General features: G+C 73.2%; 16 protein-coding genes. All 16 read left to right on the forward strand.

Features of this window, described 5'->3' with window-relative positions:
* Window positions 1-183: 183 nt before the first annotated feature.
* Window positions 184-1,173, forward strand: a complete 990-nt coding sequence (gene gmd / locus VF092_28345) for a GDP-mannose 4,6-dehydratase (GenBank protein HEX6751234.1) — start codon at window positions 184-186, stop codon at window positions 1,171-1,173.
* A 5-nt stretch (window positions 1,174-1,178) separates the two neighbouring features.
* The gene (locus VF092_28350; GenBank protein ID HEX6751235.1) at window positions 1,179-2,129 is read left to right on the forward strand and encodes a GDP-mannose 4,6-dehydratase; all 951 of its coding nucleotides are present in this window, start codon (window positions 1,179-1,181) and stop codon (window positions 2,127-2,129) included.
* Entirely contained in the window at window positions 2,126-3,637 is a 1,512-nt protein-coding gene (cobA, locus tag VF092_28355; GenBank protein HEX6751236.1) for a uroporphyrinogen-III C-methyltransferase, read from the forward strand. The genes VF092_28350 and cobA overlap by 4 nt, the downstream gene beginning before the upstream one ends.
* Entirely contained in the window at window positions 3,634-5,313 is a 1,680-nt protein-coding gene (locus VF092_28360) for a capsule assembly Wzi family protein (GenBank protein HEX6751237.1), read from the forward strand. The genes cobA and VF092_28360 overlap by 4 nt, the downstream gene beginning before the upstream one ends.
* A 21-nt stretch (window positions 5,314-5,334) precedes the next feature.
* Window positions 5,335-6,324, forward strand: a complete 990-nt coding sequence (gene hemB, locus VF092_28365; protein ID HEX6751238.1) for a porphobilinogen synthase — start codon at window positions 5,335-5,337, stop codon at window positions 6,322-6,324.
* A gap of 136 nt (window positions 6,325-6,460) precedes the next feature.
* The gene (locus VF092_28370; GenBank protein ID HEX6751239.1) at window positions 6,461-8,341 is read left to right on the forward strand and encodes a nucleoside-diphosphate sugar epimerase/dehydratase; all 1,881 of its coding nucleotides are present in this window, start codon (window positions 6,461-6,463) and stop codon (window positions 8,339-8,341) included.
* 294 nt (window positions 8,342-8,635) lie between these two features.
* On the forward strand, window positions 8,636-10,027 hold the full coding sequence (locus VF092_28375; protein HEX6751240.1) for a nucleotide sugar dehydrogenase: 1,392 nt from the start codon (window positions 8,636-8,638) through the stop codon (window positions 10,025-10,027).
* A gap of 2 nt (window positions 10,028-10,029) precedes the next feature.
* The gene (gene wecB, locus VF092_28380) at window positions 10,030-11,211 is read left to right on the forward strand and encodes a UDP-N-acetylglucosamine 2-epimerase (non-hydrolyzing) (protein HEX6751241.1); all 1,182 of its coding nucleotides are present in this window, start codon (window positions 10,030-10,032) and stop codon (window positions 11,209-11,211) included.
* Window positions 11,208-12,257 (forward strand): SDR family oxidoreductase, encoded by a 1,050-nt coding sequence (locus VF092_28385; protein HEX6751242.1) that lies wholly within the window; start codon window positions 11,208-11,210, stop codon window positions 12,255-12,257. The genes wecB and VF092_28385 overlap by 4 nt, the downstream gene beginning before the upstream one ends.
* Window positions 12,258-12,270: 13 nt before the next feature.
* Window positions 12,271-13,713, forward strand: coding sequence for an O-antigen polysaccharide polymerase Wzy (wzy, locus tag VF092_28390; protein ID HEX6751243.1), 1,443 nt, complete (start codon window positions 12,271-12,273; stop codon window positions 13,711-13,713).
* 5 nt (window positions 13,714-13,718) lie between these two features.
* A complete protein-coding gene (locus VF092_28395) occupies window positions 13,719-15,014 on the forward strand; it encodes an oligosaccharide flippase family protein (GenBank protein HEX6751244.1) in 1,296 nt (431 codons plus the stop codon).
* Window positions 15,014-16,939, forward strand: a complete 1,926-nt coding sequence (asnB, locus tag VF092_28400) for an asparagine synthase (glutamine-hydrolyzing) (protein HEX6751245.1) — start codon at window positions 15,014-15,016, stop codon at window positions 16,937-16,939. The genes VF092_28395 and asnB (VF092_28400) overlap by 1 nt, the downstream gene beginning before the upstream one ends.
* Window positions 16,936-18,111 carry a glycosyltransferase family 4 protein gene (locus VF092_28405; GenBank protein ID HEX6751246.1) on the forward strand — a complete coding sequence of 392 codons (1,176 nt, stop codon included), beginning with the start codon at window positions 16,936-16,938 and terminating at the stop codon, window positions 18,109-18,111. The genes asnB (VF092_28400) and VF092_28405 overlap by 4 nt, the downstream gene beginning before the upstream one ends.
* 83 nt (window positions 18,112-18,194) lie before the next feature.
* A complete protein-coding gene (locus VF092_28410) occupies window positions 18,195-19,205 on the forward strand; it encodes an NAD-dependent epimerase/dehydratase family protein (protein ID HEX6751247.1) in 1,011 nt (336 codons plus the stop codon).
* Window positions 19,202-20,221 carry an NAD-dependent epimerase/dehydratase family protein gene (locus tag VF092_28415; GenBank protein HEX6751248.1) on the forward strand — a complete coding sequence of 340 codons (1,020 nt, stop codon included), beginning with the start codon at window positions 19,202-19,204 and terminating at the stop codon, window positions 20,219-20,221. Before VF092_28410 ends, VF092_28415 begins: the two co-directional genes overlap by 4 nt.
* 35 nt (window positions 20,222-20,256) lie before the next feature.
* On the forward strand, window positions 20,257-21,815 hold a 1,559-nt coding region (gene asnB, locus VF092_28420; protein HEX6751249.1), incomplete at its 3' end, for an asparagine synthase (glutamine-hydrolyzing).

Below are 21,815 nucleotides of genomic sequence, written 5' to 3' on the forward strand. Positions count from 1 at the left end.
AGCCATGAAAACTAAGGCAGATGCGCCCTCCGGTCAACCCTTGGCGGCGTATCTCCTTTGATTGACACGGCTTCGGCCGCGGGCTACGTTTCCGCCGTGCGAACGCGCAGACGCACACCGCCGCCCCGGCTGCGGTGGTTTTCGGCGTTCGAGCCACCCCGCTTCCGACCGAACCCCACGAGAATGAAGACCGCTCTCATCACGGGCATCACCGGCCAGGACGGCAGCTACCTGGCCGAGCTGCTGCTGGAGAAGGGATACCGCGTGTTCGGCCTGGCGCGCCGCAGCTCCACCGTGACCTTCGAGCGCATCCAGCACATCCAGGACCGCATCGAGATGGTGTCGGGCGACCTGGGCGATCAGAACTCGCTCCTCTACGCGCTGCAGGAGTGCGGCCCCGACGAGGTGTACAACCTGGCCGCGCAGAGCTTCGTGCAGACCAGCTGGAACCAGCCCACCCTCACCGGCGACGTGACCGCGCTCGGCGTCACGCGCATGCTCGAGGCGATCCGCGTGCACAACCCGCGCATCCGCTTCTACCAGGCGTCGAGCTCGGAGATGTTCGGGAAGGTGCAGGCCGTTCCCCAGCGCGAGGACACGCCCTTCTATCCCCGCTCTCCCTACGGCGTGGCCAAGGTGTACGGCCACTGGATCACCGTGAACTACCGCGAGAGCTACGGGATGTACGCGGTGAGCGGGATCCTGTTCAACCACGAGAGCCCCCGCCGCGGCCTGGAGTTCGTCACCCGCAAGGTCACCGACGGCGCCGCGCGCATCAAGCTGGGGCTGCGCGACAAGCTGTACCTGGGGAACCTGGACGCGCAGCGCGACTGGGGCTTCGCGGGCGACTACGTGCGCGCGATGTGGATGATGCTGCAGCAGGACGAGCCGCGCGACTACGTGATCAGCACCGGCGAGACGCACAGCGTGCGGGAACTGGTGGAGCTGGCCTTCGGGCACGTGGGGCTGGACTGGCGCGAGCACGTGGTGCAGGACGAGCGCTTCATGCGTCCCGCCGAGGTGGACCTGCTCGTGGGCGATGCGGCGAAGGCGCGCGAGGAGCTGGGGTGGGAGCCCGAGGTGGGCTTCCAGGAGCTGGTGCGGATGATGGTGGACGCGGACCTGGACCGGCTGCGTCCCCCGGCCGCACGCGGCGCGCAGGCGGCGGGCTGAGCGCCGTGCGCGTCCTGGTGACGGGGGCCGCGGGGTTCGCGGGGTGCCACCTGGCGCGCGCGCTCCTCGACGACGGCTGCGAGGTGTGGGGCACGCTGCAGGCCGGCCACGCGCCGCCGCCGTCGCTCTCCGCCGTGCGCTGGCTGCCGATGGAGCTCACCGCCGCCGACTCGATCGCGGCGGCGATGGACGAGGCGCGGCCGGAGCGCGTCTTCCACCTCGCGGCCCAGGCCTCCGTCGCCGACTCGTTCGCGGACCCGCTGGCCACGTGGGAGGTGAACGCGACCGGAACGCTGCGGCTCCTCCAGGCGCTCCCCGAGGGCGCGCGGATGCTCTTCATCAGCTCGGCCGAGGTCTACGGCGTCGTTCCCGAGGGCGAGCAGCCGATCCCGGAATCCCGTCCCCTCCATCCCACCAATCCCTACGCGGCGTCGAAGGCGGCGGCGGAGATGGCGGTGGCCGAGGCGGCGCGCGGACGCGGCGTTCAGGCCGTCATCACCCGCTCCTTCAGCCACACCGGCCCGGGACAGGACCACCGCTTCGCCCTCTCCGCATTCGCGCACCAGCTGGCGATGATCCACGCGGGGGCGGCCGAGCCGGTGCTGCGCGTGGGCAACCTGCAGGCGCGCCGCGACTACCTGGACGTGCGCGACGTGGTCCGCGCCTACCGCCTGCTGATCGAGCGCGGCGAGCCGGGGCGGGCGTACAACGTGGCGTCCGGCGTGGCCCGGTCGATGGTGGAGCTGGTGCAGGAGCTGGTGGAGATCAGCGGCACCGGCGCGCGGTTGGAGATCGATCCCGCCCGCGTGCGCCCCGTCGACGTCCCCCTCCTCTGCGGGAGCGCGGACGCGCTGCGGGCGCTGGGGTGGGCGCCGGAGATCCCCCTGCGGCGCACGCTGGCGGACCTGCTGGCGCACGAGGAGCGCGCCCTGGCCGCGCACGCGGAGGCGGCGTGACGGGCACCGTCTACCTCGTGGGCGCCGGCCCCGGCGACCCCGGCCTCCTCACCGTCCGCGCCGCCGAGCTGCTGGAGCGCGCCGACGTCCTGGTCTACGACGCGCTCGCTTCTTCCGAGATCGTGGACCGCGCGGTGAAGGCGGAGCGGATCTTCGCCGGTAAGCGCGGGGGGAAGAAGAACATTCTCTCCCAGGAGGAGATCAGCGCGCTCCTGGTCGATCTCGCGCGGAAGCACGAGACGGTGGTGCGGCTGAAGGGCGGCGACCCGTTCGTCTTCGGGCGCGGCGGCGAGGAGGCGCTGGAGCTGGCGCGCGCGGGGATTCCGTTCGAGGTCGTCCCCGGCGTCACCGCGGGCGTGGCCGGGCCGGCGTACGCGGGGATTCCCGTCACCCACCGCGGGCTGTCGACGAGCGTCACCCTCATCACCGGTCACGAGGATCCCACGAAGGCGGAGACGGAGGTCGACTGGGAGTTCCTGGCGAAGGGGACGGGAACGCTCGTGTTCTACATGAGCGTCGGACGGATGGAGGAGAACTTCGCCCACCTCGTCGCCGCCGGCCGCTCCGCCGACACCCCCGCGGCCGCGGTGGAGTGGGGAACGTATCCGCGGCAGCGCACGGTAACGGGTACGCTGGCCACGCTGCCGGAGATCGTCCGCGCGGCCAACCTCGGCGCGCCGTCGGTCGTGATCGTGGGCGACGTGGTCTCCCTGCGTGAAGATCTCGCGTGGTTCGACCGGCGGCCGCTCTCGGGGCGCCGCATCGTGGTCACACGCGCGCGCGCGCAGGCCAGCACCTTCGCTACCGCGCTGGAGGAGCTGGGCGCGGAGGTAGTGCAGCTGCCGGTGATCCGCATCACCCCGCCCGACGATCCCGCGCCGCTGCGCGAGGCGGCGGAAGGCGTCGCGACCTTCGACTGGCTCGTCTTCACCTCCGTCAACGGCGTGGAGCGCTTCTTCGCCGTGCTGGAGGAGACGGGGCGCGACGCGCGCGCGCTGGCCGGCGTCCGCGTCTGCGCCATCGGCCCGGCCACGGCCGAGGAGGTGGCACGCCACGGCGTCCGCGCGGACCTGGTCCCCGACGAGTTCGTCGCCGAGGCGGCCGTCGAGGCGCTCGCGGCGGAAGGCGTCGAGGGGAAGCGCATCCTCCTCCCGCGCGCGGAGATCGCGCGCTCCGTCCTTCCCGACGGGCTGCGCGCGCGCGGCGCCGAGGTCGTCGAGGTGACGGCGTACCGCACGGTGCAGGACGGCGCCGGCGCGGACGAGGTGCGGCGGCGGCTGGAGGCGGGGGAGATCGACCTGGTGACCTTCACCGCCAGCTCCACCGTGCGCAACTTCGCCGATCTCGTGGGCGCGGAGGTCGGCGCGGCGCGGGTGGCGTCCATCGGCCCGGTGACCTCGAAGACCGTGCGCGAGCTGGGGATGCGCGTGGACGTGGAGGCACGGGACTACACCATCCCGGGGCTGGTGGAGGCCATCCGGGGCTTCTACGCGGAGAGCGCCGGATGAGGCGGTGGAGCGGGGGGATGATGGCGATCGTCGCGGTGTGCGTCTCCGTGCGTGCCGCGGCGCAGGACACCACGGCCGTCTCCACGGACACGATCGCGGTCTCCGTAGATACCATCGCCGTCTCAACGGACACGATTCCCTACCTCACCGACACCGTCGTCGCGGTCGACTCCGCGCGGGTCGCGATCCCCGCGGCGCCGGCGAATCCCGGCGACGTGGAGTGCGGCGGGGTGCCGGAGACCCGCTTCCACGCCTCGCCGCTGCTGCCCGAGGACCACTGGGCGGTGCGCGCGGCGTGGCGGGCCGAGGCGCTGGGGCTCACCCGCTTCCTTCCCGCGCAGCGCGCCGTTCCCCGCGCCGAGGTGGCCCGCGCGCTGTTCGAGGCGCAGGCGAACGCCGGGACACCGGCGCTGCAGGACCTGGCCGAGGGGTGGATGGTGCGCTTCGTGGAGGAGTTCCCCGAGTACGCGGGCCCCGGCCGCACCCGCGGCGGCGTCACGCTCCTGGGCGGCGAGGCCGCAGTGGGATACGACCGCTGGACGGGACGGATCACGCCCGCCATCGGTTTCCTCTCCATCCGCCAGGACCCGCGGCCGCTCCCGGACGTCTCCGACGGGCGCGCGAGCCTCCTCGGCGGGGTGGCGATCCCCAACGCCAGCGCCAGTGCCGAGGGCGCGTGGCGCGGCGGCGAGGCGGTGCTGCGGCAGTGGGACGTGGCGGTGGGCGCCGGCGCCTTCCAGCTCTCCGTGGGCCGCGCGCCCGTCGGCTACGGCTGGGGGCGCACGGGGGGGCTCGTGTACGCCGACCCCGACCCGCTCCCGCGCGTGGAGCTGCGGACCACGCGGCCGTTCCGCCTCCCCGGCTTCCTGCGGCACGTGGGGCCGGTAACGCTGCAGACCTTCGCGGGGCCGGTGAACGACGACGCGCGGCATCCCACCGGGCCCAACCTGTGGGGGATGCGCGCCGCCTTCCAGCCGCACCCGCGGCTCACCTTCGGCGCCAACCGCGGCGCCATCTTCGGCGGCGAGGACGACCCCATCACCGTCTCGAATCTGGCGAAGATGGTGCTGGGGGTGATCCGCAGCCGCTTCGAGAACCAGGTGATCTCGGTGGACGCGCGCTGGCGCCTTCCCACCGACCGCGTCCTCCCCGCGACCGCGTACATCGAGTGGGGAGCGGACGACGCCGCGGGCGCGCTGGACGAGACGCCGGCGCGGGTGATCGGCCTCTTCCTCCCCATCCTCCCCGGCGCCCCGCAGGCCGCGCTGGGGGTGGAGTACACGTACTTCAAGGCCGCGTGCTGCGGGCACGGCGCCTGGTACGTCAACAGCACCTTCCCGGGGAACTGGGCGGTGCGTGATCGTCCACTGGGGCATCCCCTCGGCGGCGAGGGCGCCGAGTACGCGGCCTACGCCCAGGCCGACCTGCTCGACGCGCGGTTGCGGATGGAGGGGCGCGCGTGGATCGCCGACCGCAGCGACCACTCCCTGCAGTCCCCCCGCTTCGGCGCGGGGAACCTGTTCACCCCGCAGCGCACCGGGCGCAGCACCGGCGGCCGGCTCGACACGGCGCTGCGCATCTTCCCGCGCGCGGAGCTGCGCGCCGGGTGGACGCTGGAAGACGGCGACGGGTGGCGCGAGCAGTCGCTGCGCGCCACGTTCGCCTGGCTGTTCTGAATCGAGACACAGCGTATCACCGTGAGCGATCTGCCGAAGTATCCCGCCTACCGTCCCCGCCGCCTGCGCCGCAGCGAGCCGCTGCGCGCGCTGGTGCGCGAGACCACCGTGTCTCCGTCGGACCTGATCCTCCCCCTCTTCGCCGTCCCGGGGAGCGGGGTGCGCAAGCCCATCGGCTCGATGCCGGGGGTGGAGCAGACCTCGGTGGACGAGCTGCTGAAGGACGCGGAGGAGGCGCTGTCGCTGGGCATCGGCGGGGTGATCCTGTTCGGCATCCCCGCGCAGAAGGACGAGCGCGGGAGCGGCGCGTACGAGGACGACGGGATCGTGCAGTCCGCCGTACGCGCGGTGAAACGCGAGATGCCCGGGCTGGTGGTGATGACCGACGTCTGCCTCTGCGAGTATACCAGCCACGGCCACTGCGGGGTGATCGTGGACGGCGACGTGGACAACGACGCCACCGTTCCCCTCCTCGCGCGGACGGCGGTGACGCACGCCGCCGCGGGCGCGGACGTGGTGGCCCCCAGCGACATGATGGACGGGCGGGTGGGCGCGATCCGTGCCGCGCTCGACGAGGCGGGGCTGGGGCGGACGGCGATCCTCTCCTACGCCGCCAAGTACGCCAGCGCCTTCTACGGCCCCTTCCGCGAGGCGGCGGAGAGCGCCCCCGAGTTCGGCGACCGGCGCACCGCGCAGATGGACCCGGCGAACGCGGACGAGGCGCTGCGCGAGGTGCGGCTGGACATCGCCGAGGGCGCCGACATGGTGATGGTGAAGCCCGCGCTGGCCTACCTCGACATCATCCGCCGGGTGAAGGACGAGACGGGATGGCCCGTGTGCGCCTACCACGTCTCGGGCGAGTACGCGATGATCGAGGCCGCCGCCCGGCTGGGGTGGATCGACGGCCCGCGCGCGCACGAGGAGGCGCTGACGTCGATCCGCCGCGCCGGCGCCGACCTGGTGATCTCGTACTGGGCACGGCAGCTGGCGCGCGCCCGGAGGGCCCGGTGACGGTGGGCCCGTTCCGCTCGTCAGCGTGCGCGGGGTGGACACCGCCCCGCCACCGGCCCAATATTCGCATCCTGCACAGTGACGGCGCGGACGCGCGCCGTGCGGCCCGCCCGCGGACAACCCCGAACGAACGCTGATGCTCCCCCCGACGCTGCTGGTCCGGTTCCGCCGTCCCGTGATCGTCGCGCTGCACCTGGCGCTGGTGCCCCTGGGCTACTACGCGGCGTTCGCGCTGCGCTTCGACCTGGTGCCGCCCGCCGAGCAGACGCAGTACTTCTGGCAGACGGTGTGGATCGTGGCGGGGCTGCGCGTGGCCTGCCTGGCCGTGTTCGGGCTGTACCACGGCTTCTGGCGGCACGTGGGGATGCGCGACCTGCTGGCGCTGATCAAGGCGGTCACGCTCAGCTCGGGGCTCTTCCTTCTCCTCCTCTTCCTCACCCAGCGCGCCGAGGGGCTCCCCCGCGCGGTGCTGGCGCTGGACTGGATCATGGCCGTGCTGCTGCTGGGCGGCGTGCGCTTCGCCGCGCGCGGGGTGCGCGAGTGGCGCTGGCGCCCGCCGCCGGGGAAGCGCGCGCTGATCGTGGGCGCCGGCGCCGCCGCCGAGCGGCTGATCCGCGAGTGCCAGCGCAGCGACGCCGCCGACCTCTACCCCGTGGCGCTGGTGGACGACGACCCCGCCAAGCAGGGGATGCGCATCCACGGCGTCGCGGTGCAGGGGACCACGGCGGAGCTGGGGCGGCTGGCCGACAAGGAGCAGGTGGAGCTGCTGGTGATCGCCATCCCCTCGGCCAGCGGGCAGGAGATCCGCCGCATCGTGGACGACTGCCTGGAGACGGGGATCGAGTTCAAGATCGTTCCCTCCATGCGCGAGTTGCTGGACGGCCGCGCGCGCATGGGCCAGTTGCGCGCGGTGGAGATCGAGGACCTGCTGGGGCGCGACGAGGTGGATCTGGGGCTGGAGGGCCCGCGCCGCGACATCGAGGACCGCGTGGTGCTGGTCACCGGCGGCGCCGGGTCGATCGGCTCGGAGCTGGCGCGCCAGGTGGCGGGGCTGAACCCGCGCCGGCTGGTGCTGCTGGACCAGGCCGAGAGCGCGCTGTACTTCATCCACCTGGAGCTGCTGCGCAACCACCCGGGGCTCGAGGTCACCGCCGTGGTGGGCGACGTGACCGACGCCGCGCGGGTCGAGCAGGTGATGCGCGAGCACCGGCCCCACTGCGTGTTCCACGCGGCCGCGTACAAGCACGTGCCGCTGATGGAGGCGCACCCGGTGGAGGCCGCGCGCAACAACGTCCTGGGCACCCTCCTGGTGGCCCAGGCGTCGGCGCGCGCCGGGGCCAGGAAGTTCGTGCTGATCTCCACCGACAAGGCGGTGTATCCCTCGAGCGTGATGGGCGCCACCAAGCGCGTGGCCGAGCTGATCGTGCTGGGGTGGCCAGAGCTGCGGCAGTCGTCCACCGACTTCCGCGCGGTGCGCTTCGGCAACGTGCTGGGCTCCGACGGCAGCGTGGTCCCCCTCTTCCGCCGGCAGCTGGCCGCGGGCGGGCCGCTGACCGTGACGCACCCCGACGTCACCCGCTACTTCATGACCATCCCCGAGGCCGTGCAGCTGGTGCTGCAGGCCGGGGCGCTTCCCGAGGCGCGCGGGCGCATCTGCCTGCTGGACATGGGCGAGCCGGTGAAGATCGTGGACCTGGCCGAGAACCTGATCCGCCTCTCGGGGCTCGAGCCGCACCGCGACGTGCAGATCCAGTTCACCGGGCTGCGGCCGGGCGAGAAGCTGCACGAGGAGCTGGTGGGCGGGCGCGAGGAGACCACGGCCACGGACATCGCCAAGGTGCGCATCGTGCGCACCGACGACCCCGCGCCCGAGGTGCTGACCCAAGGGCTCGACCGCCTGGCCGCCGCGGTGCAGATCGGCAGCCCCGACGACGTGGTGGGCGCCGTCTGCGAGCTGGTGCCCGAGTGCGTGGCGCCGCTGCGCGAGCGCGGCGCGCGGGCCGCCCGGGTGCGCTGAGCGTCGGCCGGCGGCGCGAGGGGCCTTTCGCGGGACGGGCGATCCCCAGATGTTTACGACCGAAGGAGACGCCTCCTTCCGGGCGTTTTCCGGAAAAGCGGAGAGGGGCCGGCCGCGCGCGGCCTCGTCCGGCGGCGGCCCGGTCACCGTGCGACCACGGTGCGGAAACGCCGCGAATGCGGGGCATGTCGTGTTGCCACAACGCGGTGTCCGGGTTAACATCAAGGCCGGTTCAGGGCCCGCGCGCCATCCGGCGGGCGGGCCGCCCTTCCAATACGTCATGCAGAGCAGAAGATGAGCAATTCCGTCGCGGCCGGTGAGCAACTGCGCGCCCGCCTCGAGGACCGTTCGGCGGTGGTGGGGGTGGTGGGGCTCGGGTACGTGGGCCTTCCGCTGGCCGTGGAGATGGCCAAGAGCGGATATCGCACGCTGGGCTTCGACGTCAGCGAGCGGGTGGTGGAGGGGGTGAACCGCGGCGAAAGCCACGTGCAGGACGTCCCCGGCGAGCTGGTCAGCGCCTTCGTGGGCGAGGGGCTCCTGTCCGCCAGCGCCGACCTGTCGCGGCTGGCCGAGTGCGACGCGGTGTGCATCTGCGTGCCCACCCCGCTCAACAAGGTCAAGGACCCCGACCTTTCCGCCGTGGTCTCGGCCGCGCACGCGGTGATGCACGCGCTGCGGCCGGGGCAGCTGGTGGTGCTCGAGAGCACCACCTATCCCGGCACCACCCGCGAGGTCGTGCTTCCCATCCTGGCCGAGTCGGGGCTCGCGGTGGGCGAGGACTTCTTCCTCTGCTTCAGCCCCGAGCGGGTGGACCCCGGCAACCCCGTCTGGCACACGCGCAACACCCCCAAGGTCATCGGCGGCGTCACCCCGGGGTGCCTGGAGGCGGGGACGGCGGTGTACGGGCGCGTGTTCGACACGCTGGTGCCGGTGGAGAGCGCCGAGGCGGCCGAGCTGGTGAAGGTGTACGAGAACACCTTCCGCATGATCAACATCGCCCTGGCCAACGAGCTGGCGCAGGTGTGCGAGAAGCTGGGCGTGGACGTGTGGGGGGTGATCGAGGCCGCCGACACCAAGCCCTTCGGCTTCATGAAGTTCACCCCCGGCCCCGGGCTGGGCGGCCACTGCATCCCGCTGGACCCGCACTACCTGTCGTGGAAGATGCGCACGCTGGCCTTCAAGACGCGGATGATCGAGCTGGCCAGCGAGATCAACGCGGGGATGCCGGCGTTCGTGGTGGAGAAGGTGGCCGACGCGCTGAACCTGGAGTGCAAGGCGGTGAAGGGAAGCCGCGTGCTGATGCTGGGCGTGGCCTACAAGCGCGACATCGACGACCTGCGCGAGAGCCCGGCTCTGGAGATCATCCGGCTGCTGCAGGAGAAGGGCGCCAGCGTGTCGTACCACGACCCGTTCTGCCCCGAGATCCGCGACGACGGCCACACCGCCATCGCCGGGCTGCCGCTGCGCAGCGTGGAGCTAACCGACGCGGCGCTGCGCACCGCCGACGTGGTCGTCGTGGTGACCGACCACAGCACCACCGACTGGGAGCGCGTGGCCGAGCTGGCCACCCTGGTGGTCGACACCCGCGGCGCCATGCGCGCCACGGGCGGCCGCGCGCGGGTGATCGGCATCTCCGGCACCGTGCGCCGGGCCGACGCGCCCGACCTGGTGGCGGCCGCCCGTTGAGCATGGACGCAAGCAGCAGGGTGGCCATGCGGGTGATGGTGGTGGCGGGCGCGCGCCCCAACTTCATGAAGGTGGCGCCCGTGGTCGAGGCGCTGCGCCGCGCGGGGCACGCCGTGGTTCTGGTGCACACCGGCCAGCACTACGACGCGCGCATGTCCGACGCCTTCTTCGCCGACCTGGGGCTCTCCGAGCCCGACCACCACCTGGGCGCGGGGTCGGGAAGCCACGCGCAGCAGACCGCGCGGGTGATGGAGGCGTTCGAGCCGGTGCTGCTGGAGGAGCGCCCCGACTGGCTGGTGGTGGTCGGCGACGTGAACTCCACCCTCGCCTGCGCGCTCGTCGCCTCCAAGCTCCGCCACGAGCTGGGGTGCCGCATCGCCCACGTCGAGGCGGGGCTGCGCAGCGGCGACTGGCGGATGCCCGAGGAGGTCAACCGGGTGCTCACCGACCGCCTCTCCGACCTCCTGCTCACCCCCAGCCGCGACGCGCACCCCAACCTGCAGGCCGAGGGGATCGACCCCGCGCGCGTGGCGTTCGTGGGCAACGTGATGATCGACGCCCTCTTCGCCCAGCTTCCCGCCGCCCGCGAGCTCGACGTGGCCGCGCGGATGGGGCTCGAGCGCGGGCGCTACGCCGTGGCCACCCTCCATCGCCCATCGAACGTGGACGAGCCCGCGGCGCTCGGCGCGGTGCTGCGGGCGCTGCGCCGCGTGGCCGCGGAGATGCCGGTGGTCTTCCCCGTGCACCCGCGCACGCGCGCGCGGGCGGAGGAGTTCGGGCTGGGCGACCTGCTGGAGGCGCTGCGCGTGGAGGAGCCGCTCTCGTACCGGGAGATGGTGTCGCTGGTCGACGGCGCCGCCGTGGTGCTCACGGATTCCGGCGGGGTGCAGGAGGAGACCACCGCGCTGGGCGTCCCCTGCGTCACGCTGCGCGAGCAGACGGAGCGGCCGATCACGGTGACCGAGGGAACGAACCGCCTGGCGCCCTGGCCGCTGACCCCGGCCGGCGTCTACCGCGCGTTCGCGGACGCGCTGGCCCGCGGCCGCTCGCCCCGCGTGCCGCGTCCGGACGGGTGGGACGGGAAGGCGGCCGAGCGCATCGTCGCCGAGCTGGAGCGGCGGGGCGCGTCCCCGACCGGGCGATCGACGTCCACCGAGGTGTTGACGGCGGGGGTGGCGCGATGAGCGCGTACGAGCGCTGCCTCGACGAGCTGCGCCGCCGCCCGGCCGCCTGGCTGGTGACCGGCGCGGCGGGGTTCATCGGCTCGAACCTCACCGAGCTCCTCCTCTCCCTCGGACAGGAGGTCGTCGCGATCGACGACTTCTCCACCGGGCGGCGCGAGAACCTGGAGGACGTGGCGGAGCGGGTGGGCCCCGAGGCCGCGGCGCGGCTGCGCTTCGTGGAGGACGACATCCGCGACCTCGACGCCTGCCGCGCCGCCTGCCGCGGGGTGGATTACGTGCTGCACCAGGCCGCGCTGGGCTCCGTCCCCCGGTCGCTGAAGGACCCGCTGCGCACGCACGACGTGAACGTCAACGGGTTCGTGAACATGCTGGCCGCCGCGCGCGACGCCGGCGTCCGCCGCTTCGTCTACGCCAGCTCGAGCTCGGTGTACGGCGACCACCCGGCGCTCCCCAAGCGCGAGGAGGTGACCGGAGAGCCGCTGTCGCCCTACGCGGTGACCAAGGCCACGGACGAGGCGTACGCGGGAGTGTTCCGCCGCGCCTACGGGATGGACTGCGTGGGGCTGCGCTACTTCAACGTGTTCGGCCGGCGGCAGGACCCCGAGGGCGCCTACGCGGCGGTGATCCCCCGCTGGGTGGGGCGGCTGCTGGCCGGCGAGCCCTGCGAGCTGTTCGGCGACGGCGAGACCAGCCGCGACTTCTGCTACGTCGACAACGTGCTGCAGGCCAACCTGCTGGCCGCGACCACGCCGGAGACCGCCCGCGAGCACGCGGTGTACAACGTGGCCTGCGGAGAGCGGACCACGCTGAACGAGCTCTTCCGGCTGATCCGCGACGGGCTGGCCGCCATCCGCCCCGAGGTGGCCGAGGCCGGGCCGCGCTACCTGGACTTCCGCGCGGCCGACATCCGCCACTCGCTGGCCGACATCGGCCGCGCCGCGCGCGAGCTGGGCTACCAGCCGCGCTGGCGGGTGGCCGAGGGGCTGGCCGAGACGCTCCGCTGGTATGCCGACGACGCCCTCCGCCGCCGGCCGGCCGCCGTCTGACCCGCGCCGCGCAGTGACCACCCTGGCCCTTGCCCCCGTGCCCGCCGCCCCGGCGGCCGCCCCCGTCCGCTCCGGCCGGCTGGGGCGGTATGCCGCGCTGCGCGGCTTCGCCTACCTGTGGACGCTGGCGTGCCTGGCCTGTGGCGCCGTGCCCGACCTGAGGCTGCTGTGCTCGGTGCTGGCGGCGGGCGGAATCGCGGCCGCCGTGGTGCTGCACGTGCGGCGCAGCCAGCTGGGCCTGCTGGCGCCGTTCACGGTGTTCATGGGAAGCGGGCTGATGTACATGGCGCCCATGGCCTTCACGCTGCTGGTGGGCGGCGTGCTGCTCCAGGATCGCGAGATCCGCCCCTACGCGCTGACCCGCGCCGCGTGGATCTGCGGCTGGGCGATGCTGGCCGCGTGGACGGGGTACGCGCTGGTGCGGTCGCACGCGCCCCCGGTGAAGCCCTTCTCCCGCTTCTTCAGCACCTGGCAGCCGACCGCCGCCAAGCTGGTGGCGTGGGGGCTGATCTTCATGGGCGGCGGGCTGCTGCTGTACCTGGTGGTGGCGGTCATCGGCCTGGGCACGCTGCTGCAGAGCACCTACGGCGGCCGCTACGTGCTGCTGCGGGGGCTGGGCCCGCTGACGAGCGGGCTGTCGATGCTCACCATCGGCGGCGTGATCCTGTACGCCGACGACGTGCGCCGCGGCCGCACCCTGCTGAGCGTGGGGATGGTGGTCACGCTGGCGCTGCTCGTGCTGTGGACGGGGATCCTGGAGATGCGGGGCTCGCTGGTGCAGGCGGCGATGGCCTTCCTGGTGGTGCGCCACGTCTCGGGGCGACGCGTGCGGACCCTCACCTTCGCGGTGATCGTCGTGGCGCTGATGGGGGGAGGGATCGTGCTGTCGCTGGTGCGCGGCGGCGGCTCGCTGGCGCGGCTCCGCGAGGTGCCCGTGGCCGTGTACAATCCCGCCAACAACGAGTTCGGCTCGCCGCTGGGCACCGTCTCCGAGATCGTGGAGTTCATCCCCTCGCGCGTGGAGTACCGGCTGGGCTCCACCTACCTGATGGTGGCGGCCAACATGGTGCCCCTGGTGCTCTGGCCCGGGCGCCCCCTTGCCCCCAGCGAGTGGTACTCGGCCACCTTCTACCCGTCGTACTTCGAGAGCGGCGGCGGGTTCGCGTTCTCGCCCGTGGCCGAGGCGTACCTGAACTTCGGCTACGCGGGGGTGGTGCTGGTCTTCCTGCTGATCGGCGGCGCGGTGGCCGTGGTGGAGCGCAAGTTCGAGCTGTACGACGCGCTTCCCCCCTGGGTGGGGGTGAGCTACGCGCTGGTGGTGCCCTGGCTGGTGATCTTCTTCCGGCTCGACATGACCAGCTTCGTGAAGAGCTATCTCCTGCTGACGCTGATGCCCATGCTGCTGGTGGCGCTGGTGGCCAAGCTGCTGGTGCGCATGGGCGCGAGGGGGCTGTGAGCGCCGTGGCCGACTCGACAGGCCCGGCCGGCGCGCCGCGCTACGCGGTGCTGCGGCACGGCGCCGTGGTGCTGGCGGGCACGCTGCTGCTGGGCGCCGCCAAGGCCGCTGCGCTCTGGCTGCTGGCGCGGCGCCTGGGGCCGGCGGTGCAGGGCGGCTTCTCGCTGGCCATCGCGGGGATGGCGTTCGGCGCGGCGATCTTCGCGCTGGGGCTGGACTACGCGAACAGCTACGTGGCGGGGCGGAACCCCGCCCACGCGCCGGCCGTGGCGCGCAACTCCCTGGGCGTGTTCGCCGCCGCCGTGCTCGTGTCGCCTCTCTGGGTGCTGGGGTTCGTCGCCCTCTTCCCGCAGGCGGCGGGCGAGGGGCCGGGGCTCGCGACGCGGGTGGGGTTGCTCGCCGCGTGCACCGCGCTGATGTCGCTGCAGCTGATGCTGCAGGCGTACGCGCTGGGCACGCACCGCTATGCGCGGCTGATGGCGGCCAACCTGGCCACGGCGGCCGTGTGGCTCGCTGGCGCGCTCCTGGCCACCGCGGTCGGCTACGGCGCGGTGCTGGCCGCCTGGGGCGCGTCCCTGCTGGTGGCCGTTGCCGTTTTGCTGGGCCCCGACGCGGGCGCCGTGGCGCGCGTGGGGTGGGACCGGGGGGTGCTGCGCGAGCAGCTGGCCTACGGCGCGCGCACCATCCCCGGCACGCTGGCGCGCGCGCTGAACCTGCGGGCGGGGCTGTACCTGATCGCCCTCTACCTCTCGCCCACCGACGTGGGAGTCTACGGGGTGCTGCTGGCGGTGGCCGAGCTCTTCCTTTACCTCCCCAACGCGCTGGGGCAGGTGGTGCTGGCGCGTGCCGCGTCGCGCTCGCATTCGGCGGCCGACCAGCAGCTCGCGTACGGCATCGTGGCCGGGGTCGCGGCCATCGCCGCCCTGGTGGCGCTTTTCGCGGGGCGCTGGCTGCTGGGGACGGTGTTCGGGCCGGCGTACGCCGCGGGCGCGCCCGCCCTGGCCGCGCTCCTGCTGGCCGCGGGGGTGCACGCCATCGGCCTGTTGCGGCTGCACGACCTGATGGGGCGGGGCGATCCCTTCGCCGGCACGGTGGGGCAGCTGGCGGTCCTCGGCGTGAGCCTGGGTGGCGGGTGGCTGCTGATCCCCCGCTACGGGCTGATGGGCGCGGCGGCCACGGCGCTCCTCGTCTACCTCGGGTTCACCCTGGTGCTCCTGCTGCGCCGGCCGCGCCACCTGGCCGCGCCCGCGCCGGTCCGTTCGCCGGCGGCCCTGCTGCACCCCGAACCGACCGAGCTCTGATGTGCGGGATCTGCGGGACCGTCGACCTCACCCCCGGCGCCGTCTGCGACGCGGCGGCGCTGGGCGCCATGACGCGCTCCCTCGCCCACCGCGGGCCCGACGACGAGGGGACGTGGTGCGAGGGCGGTGTGGGGCTGGGGCAGGCGCGGCTCAGCATCATCGACCTCTCCTCCGCCGGCCACCAGCCGATGAGGAGCGGCGACGGCACGGCGGTGATGGCGTACAACGGCGAGGTCTACAACTTCCCCGAACTGCGCCGCGAGCTGGAGGCGCTGGGTGCGCGCTTCCGCAGCCGGACCGACACCGAGGTGGTGCTGCAGGCCTGGCTGGCGTGGGGCCCCGCGGCCTTCTCGCGGCTGAACGGGATGTTCGCGCTGGCGCTGTACGACGGCCGGACGCGCCGCGTCGTCCTGGCGCGCGACCGCTTCGGCATCAAGCCGCTCTACTACGCGCGGCGGGGAACGGCGGTCGCCTTCGCGTCGGAGGTCAAGTCGCTGATCGCGGGGGGGATGGTCTCCCCCGACGTCGACCCCCAGGCGCTGCACGAGTACCTGTGGTACGGCAACGCGCTGGGCGAGCGCACCCTGTACGCCGGCGTGCGGCGGCTCCTCCCCGGCCACTGGATGGAGATCGGGGAGCGGGGGATTCGCATCGAAGCCTACTGGCGGCCGGAGGAGATCGCCCCCGTGGCCGACTCCGCCGGGGATGCGGCCGCGCGGGTGCTGGAGCTGCTGGACGCCTCGGTTCGCCGCCACCTGATCGCCGACGTGCCCGTGGGCGTGTTCCTGAGCGGGGGGATCGACTCGTCGGCCATCACCGCGCTGGCCAGCCGCCACGCGGGCCGGCTGGCGACGTACTCGGTGGGATTCGACTTCGCGGGCGGGGTGGACGAGCTGCCGCGGGCGAGGTCGGTCGCGAAGCGCTTCGGGACCGAGCACCACGAGCTGCACCTGGCCGGCGGCGACCTGCCGGAGGTGATCCGCGCGCTGGTGCGCAGCCACGACGAGCCCTTCGCCGACGCGGCCAACCTCCCGCTGTACCTGCTGGCGCAGCGCGTGCGCAGCGAGGTGAAGGTGGTGCTGCAGGGCGACGGCGGCGACGAGATCTTCGCCGGCTACCGCCGCTACGCGGTGCTCTCGGCGGGCGCGGCATGGCGCGCGCTGGGGCCCGCGGCCGTGGCGCTCTCGCGCCTGGCGCCGCCCTCGCTCGCGGCGCGGGCCGCGCGGGCGCGCCGCTTTGCCCTGGCGGCCGGCGAGCGCGACGACGCCCTGCGGATGGCGCTCCTCCTCACGGCCGAGGATCCCGGGTCGGACCTCACCGCGCTGCTGTCGCCCGCGTGGCGGGCGCGGCTGCAGGGAACCGACCCGTTCGCCGCCTACCGCGCGGCCGACGCGCGTTTCGCCGGGCTCGATCCGGTGCAGCGGATGCTGTATACCGACACCCAGGTCCTTCTCCCCTGCCAGTTCCTGGAGAAGGTCGACAAGTCGACCATGGCGCACGGGGTGGAGGTGCGCGTCCCCTTCCTCGACGCGGAGCTGGCGGAGTACGCGATGGGGCTTCCCGCGCGGCTGAAGGTGCGGCGCGGGGCCAAGAAGTGGATCCTGCGCCAGGCGCTGCGGGGCGTGGTTCCCGACTTCGTGCTCGACGCGCCCAAGACCGGCTTCGGCGTGCCCTTCGGCCACTGGCTGCGCACCTCGCTGGCGCCGTTCTTCGACGAGGTGCTGGGCGACCCCGCGGTGCAGCGCGCCGGGCTGTTCGAGCCCCGCGCGCTGGCCCGCCGCGTGGCCGAGCACCGCTCCGGCGCGCGCGACCACGGCTTCCTCCTCTGGAAGATCCTGCACCTGGCGCTCTGGCAGCAGGAGTACCTGGCGGCGCCCGCGCGCGCGCCGCGCGAGCGGACCCCGGCCGGCCTGGCGGGCGGATGAGCCGCCGCCGCGCGCGCGCGCGCATCCTGTTCGTGGGCTCGTTCCCGCCGCCGGAACGGCACGTGTTCGGCGGCAACGTCACCGCGTGCGCAGGGCTGATGGGCTCGGCGTTCGCCCGCGAGCTCGAGGTGCTCACCCTCGACTCCAGCGCCCGCACCGTGCCCGCGCCGCCGCTGCTGGCGCGCATCGGCTACGGGCTGGCCCGCTCGGTTCGGTTCGTGGCGTCGCTCGAGCGGTCGCGCCCCGACGCCGTGCTCCTCTTCTGCTCGGCGGGCGCCAGCTTCGCCGAGAAGGCGGCGTACGCGGCCTACGCGCGGCTGCGCGGCGTGCCGTCGATCCTGTCGATGCGCGACGGCGGGTTCATGGGGCAGTACCGGCGCTCGCGGCTGTTCCGGGCGCTCGCGCGGCGCCTGGTGGGCGCGCCGCGGATGCTCCTGTGCCAGGGCGCCACCTGGCAGCGCTACTTCGCGGAGACGTTCGCGCTCCCCGGCGAGCGGCTGCCGATCGTGGAGAACTGGGTCGCCTCGCCCGGGCTGCTGGCGCTGGCGGAGGATCGCGGTCGCCGCGCCGCCGCCGCGGGCGAGGTGAGCCTCCTCTTCGTCGGCCACGTCGAGCGCACCAAGGGGGTGTTCGAGCTCCTCGACACCGTCGCCTCCCTCGCCGCTTCGGCGCCGGGGGTGCGGCTGGTGATCGCGGGCGACGGGACCGCGCGCGCCGAGGCGGAGCGGCGCGCGGAAGAGCTGGGGATCGCGGACCGCGTGCGCTTCGCGGGATGGATCACCGGGCGGGAGAAGCTGGACGCCTTTGCGGCCGCCGACGTGTTCGTCCTCCCCAGCCACTTCGAGGGCTTCCCCAACGTGGTGGTGGAGGCGATGGCGGCCGGCCTTCCCGTCGTCACCACGCCGGTGGGAAGCGTGGCGGACGTGATCGAGCCGGGGAAGAACGGCCTGCTCGTTCCGGTGGAGGACGCGAAGGCGCTGGCGGAGGCGATCTCCCGCCTCGCCAGCGACCCCGCGGAGCGGCGACGGATGGGCGCGGAGGGGCACCGCACCGCGCGGGCGCGCTTCGCCACCGAGGCGGCCGCCGAGCGGCTGGTGGCGCTGGTGCGCGAGGTCTGCGGCGGCGCTCCGCCGGCGCCCTTGGCCACCCGTCCAGGCGAAAATCCGGCGTGATCTTCACTTGCGTGGGGTTCACGCAACGGTTTACACTATCGGGCTTCCCCCGCGGGGGCCTTTCTGACGATACGAGGAGCACGATGCAGCAGGACTTTGGGGACGTGGTGGTCACCGGCGGCGCGGGCGCGATCGGCTCGCGCCTGGTGCGCCGCCTGCTGGACGACGGCGCGCGCACGGTGGTCGTGGTCGACGACCTTTCCTCCGGCTATCCCTGGCTCCTTCCCGACGATCCGCGCGTCCGCCTGGTGGTCGACGACGTCGTCGATCTCCCCGAGATGGAGCTGGGCGTCGAGACGCCGCATGTCTTCCATCTCGCGGCTTTCTTCGCCAACCAGAACAGCGTGGACCATCCCGACGAGGATCTCCACACCAACGGGCTGGGAACGCTGAACGTGCTGCGCTGGGCGGCCGACGCGGGCGCGCGCCGCGTGGTCTACGCGTCGGCCGGGTGCTCCATCGCCGGGCACGGGATCGACGCCCCCATCCGCGAGGACATGCCCGTGTCGCTGCACCTCGACACGCCGTACCAGATCACCAAGGCGCTGGGGGAGTTCTACTGCAACTACTTCCTCACCCGGGTCTCCTCGGTTCGCTGCCGCTTCTTCAACTCCTACGGCCCCGGCGAGGTCCCCGGCCGCTACCGCAACGTCATCCCCAACTTCGTGTGGCGGGCGATGAACGGCGAGCCGCTGCCGATCACCGGGACGGGCGAGGAGACGCGCGACTTCATCTTCGTCGACGACCTGGTGGACGGGCTGGTGCGCTGCGCGGTGACGCCCGCGGCGCACGGCGAGGCGGTGAACCTGGGCACCGGCGTGCAGACGCGGGTGATCGACATGGCCCAGGCCGTGCTCGAGCTGACCGGGTCGGACTCGGAGATCCAGTATCACCCGCGCCGCGCGTGGGACCACTCGCTCCGCCGCCAAGCCGACAACGGCAAGGCGCGCGACCTGCTGGGGCTCGATCCGCAGGTGCGGCTGCGCGAGGGGCTGGAGAAGACGGTGGCCTGGTTCCGCGAGAACCGCGAGCGCATCGCCGAGATCGTCTCTCCCACGGGCGAGGTCCTGGAGACCGCGGGGGCCGCGCGATGAAGGTAGTGGTGACGGGCGGGGCCGGGTTCATCGGCTCGCACGTGGTGGACGCGCTGGCGGGGCGGGGTGACGAGGTGATCGTGATCGACTCGCTGGACCCGGGGGTGCACCACGCGCCTCCGGGGTACCTGCGCGGCGACGTCGACTACTGCTTCGCCGACCTGCGCCACTGGCAGCCCGACGCGCGCTTCGACGGCGTCGACGCGGTGGTCCACCTGGCGGCCCTGGGCGGCGTGGGCCGCGCGGCCAAGGAGACGGAGAACGTGCTGACCGCCAACGCGGGGGGCACGGCCCGGCTGGTGGAGGCGATGAAGGGGTGGGAGGGGCTGCGGCGCGTGGTCCTGGCCGGATCGTTCAGCGTCTACGGCTCCAACTACGGCTACCGGTGCCGGAACTGCGGCGCGCACCGCAACGCGGAGCGCAACGTGGCCGACCTGGAGGCGGGGCGCTTCGAGGTGCTGTGCGCCCGCTGCGGCGGCGAGACCGAGGTGCTGCCGGTGACCGAGGACACGCCGCCCAGCCCGCTGGAGTGGTACGGCGCGTCGAAGTACATGCAGGAGCTGGCCTTCCGCGGCTTCGACACGGCGCCGGTGACCACGCTGCGCTTCTCCTCCGTCTACGGCACGCGGCTGCGGCTGGACGACGGCGAGGCCACCATCATCGCCAAGCTGGCGGGGTGGATCCGCGACGGCCACGCGCCCTCGCTGTTCGAGGACGGCCGGCAGATCCGCGACTGGGTGTACGTGGGCGACATCGTCGACGCGGTGCTGGCGCTGCTGAACGGCGCCGACGCGCCGCCGGTGGTCAACGTCTGCTCGGGCGTGGGCACCACGCTCACCGAGGCGTGCACGTACATCGCCGAGGCGGTGGAGTCGACCGTGACGCCCCGCGTGGTGGGCGGCTTCCGCCCCGGCGACATGCGCCACTGCCTGGGCGACCCCGCCACGCTGCGCGCGCTGCTGGGTCGCGACCCCGTGGCCTTCCGCGACGGCGCGGCGCTGGCCTTCGCCGCCTGAGCGCGGCCCTGAACTCAACCCGACGAGCCTGAACCGTGTGCGGGATCCTGGTCACCAGCGGCGTCGAGCGCCCCTTCCACCACCGTAGCCTGCGCTCGCTGCGCAAGCGCGGGCCCGACGAGATCGGGTTCTGGGTGAACCCCGACGTGCAGATGGGGCACGCGCGCCTATCCATCATCGGCCTCGACGAGCGGGGCACCGAGCCGATGGAGAACGACACGCACGTGCTGGTCTACAACGGCGAGATCTACAACTTCCAGGAGATCCGCCGCCGCCTGGAGGCCGAGGGCGTGCGCTGCAGCGGCGCCAACGACGCCGAGGTGCTGCTGCAGGCGTGGAGCCACTGGGGCCCGGCGGTGCTCACCGCGCTGGCCGGCTTCTGGGCCTTCGTGGTGTACGACAAGCGCAGGCGCACGCTGACCCTGGTGCGCGACCAGTTCGGCATCAAGCCGATGTACTACCACGTGTCGCGCGACACCGTGTGCGCGTCGTCGCTGCTGCGCACCGTGCTCGAGGCGGCCGACGTGCCGCGCGACCTGGACTGGGAGGCGCTCAGCGAGTACTGCCGCTACCAGTTCACCTTCGGCGACAAGACCTTCCTCAGGGGGATCAAGAAGGTCCTCCCCGGGCACTGGGTGGAGATCGACCTGGCCACCCGCCAGGTGACCAGCCGGCGCTACGAGGACATCCTGGCGCCCACGGAAGGCGAGCTGCACGCGCTGACCGATGCGTGGCTGGAGGAGACGCGCGCGCTGCTGGCCGAGTGCGTGCTCGACTCCACCATCTCCGACACCTCGTTCACCACCTTCTGCTCGGGCGGGATCGACTCGTCGCTGATCACCCGCCTGGCGCAGCCGGAGATCGCGTACCACTGCAACTTCTCCGACCCCGAGTGCAACGAGACCTTCTTCGCCCAGCAGGTGGTGGACGGGTCGGCCACGCGGCTGTTCACGGTGAACGCGCAGGAGGAGGACTTCAACCTGGTGCAGCGGCTGGCCGACATCGTCGGCGACTTCGACGAGCTGACCATCGGCTCGGTGATCCTGCCGCTGGACGACCTGCTGGCCCAGGTGAAGCGCCGCTACAAGGTGATTCTGACGGGGACGGGGGGCGACGAGTTGTTCGCCGGCTACGTGCGCTACCAGCTGGTGCTGGGCGACTGCTTCCAGGACAGCTACCGCGCGCTCTTCAACCGCGTGCGCCAGCTTCCCACCGCGGCCGACCGCTTCGAGGCCACGCACAGCAAGGGCGACGTGGCGCTCTACCGCTTCTACCAGCCCGTGGTGGAGCAGACCTTCCGCGCCGCGTTCGACGAGTGCCGGCTGGAAGGTGACGACCTGGCGGCGATGCTGCGCTTCGACCGGCGCTACTTCCTGAGCGGGCTGCTGAACATCGACGACAAGATGTGCGGCCGCCACTCGCTGGAGAGCCGACCGTCGTTCCTGCACCAGCGCCTCGTGCGCCATGTGCAGAAGCTCGACCCGCGCGCGATGCTGGGGAACGGCGACCTGAAGCCCGTCCTCCGCCGGCTGGCCGGGGGCACGCTGCCGCGCTCGGTGATCCACCGCACCGACAAGATGGGCTTCACCACGCC

This window comes from Longimicrobium sp., from assembly GCA_036377595.1.
Taxonomy (GTDB): Bacteria; Gemmatimonadota; Gemmatimonadetes; order Longimicrobiales; family Longimicrobiaceae; genus Longimicrobium.

Excerpts from the sequence above, each read along its gene's own strand:
- VF092_28385 (HEX6751242.1), top strand. The coding sequence starts at position 11,208 with ATGAGCGCGTACGAGCGCTGCCTCGACGAGCTGCGCCGCCGCCCGGCC.
- VF092_28375 (HEX6751240.1), top strand. The coding sequence starts at position 8,636 with ATGAGCAATTCCGTCGCGGCCGGTGAGCAACTGCGCGCCCGCCTCGAG.
- VF092_28415 (HEX6751248.1), top strand. The coding sequence starts at position 19,202 with ATGAAGGTAGTGGTGACGGGCGGGGCCGGGTTCATCGGCTCGCACGTG.
- VF092_28410 (HEX6751247.1), top strand. The coding sequence starts at position 18,195 with ATGCAGCAGGACTTTGGGGACGTGGTGGTCACCGGCGGCGCGGGCGCG.
- VF092_28405 (HEX6751246.1), top strand. The coding sequence starts at position 16,936 with ATGAGCCGCCGCCGCGCGCGCGCGCGCATCCTGTTCGTGGGCTCGTTC.
- asnB (HEX6751245.1), top strand. The coding sequence starts at position 15,014 with ATGTGCGGGATCTGCGGGACCGTCGACCTCACCCCCGGCGCCGTCTGC.
- VF092_28370 (HEX6751239.1), top strand. The coding sequence starts at position 6,461 with ATGCTCCCCCCGACGCTGCTGGTCCGGTTCCGCCGTCCCGTGATCGTC.
- wecB (HEX6751241.1), top strand. The coding sequence starts at position 10,030 with ATGGACGCAAGCAGCAGGGTGGCCATGCGGGTGATGGTGGTGGCGGGC.
- gmd (HEX6751234.1), top strand. The coding sequence starts at position 184 with ATGAAGACCGCTCTCATCACGGGCATCACCGGCCAGGACGGCAGCTAC.
- VF092_28360 (HEX6751237.1), top strand. The coding sequence starts at position 3,634 with ATGAGGCGGTGGAGCGGGGGGATGATGGCGATCGTCGCGGTGTGCGTC.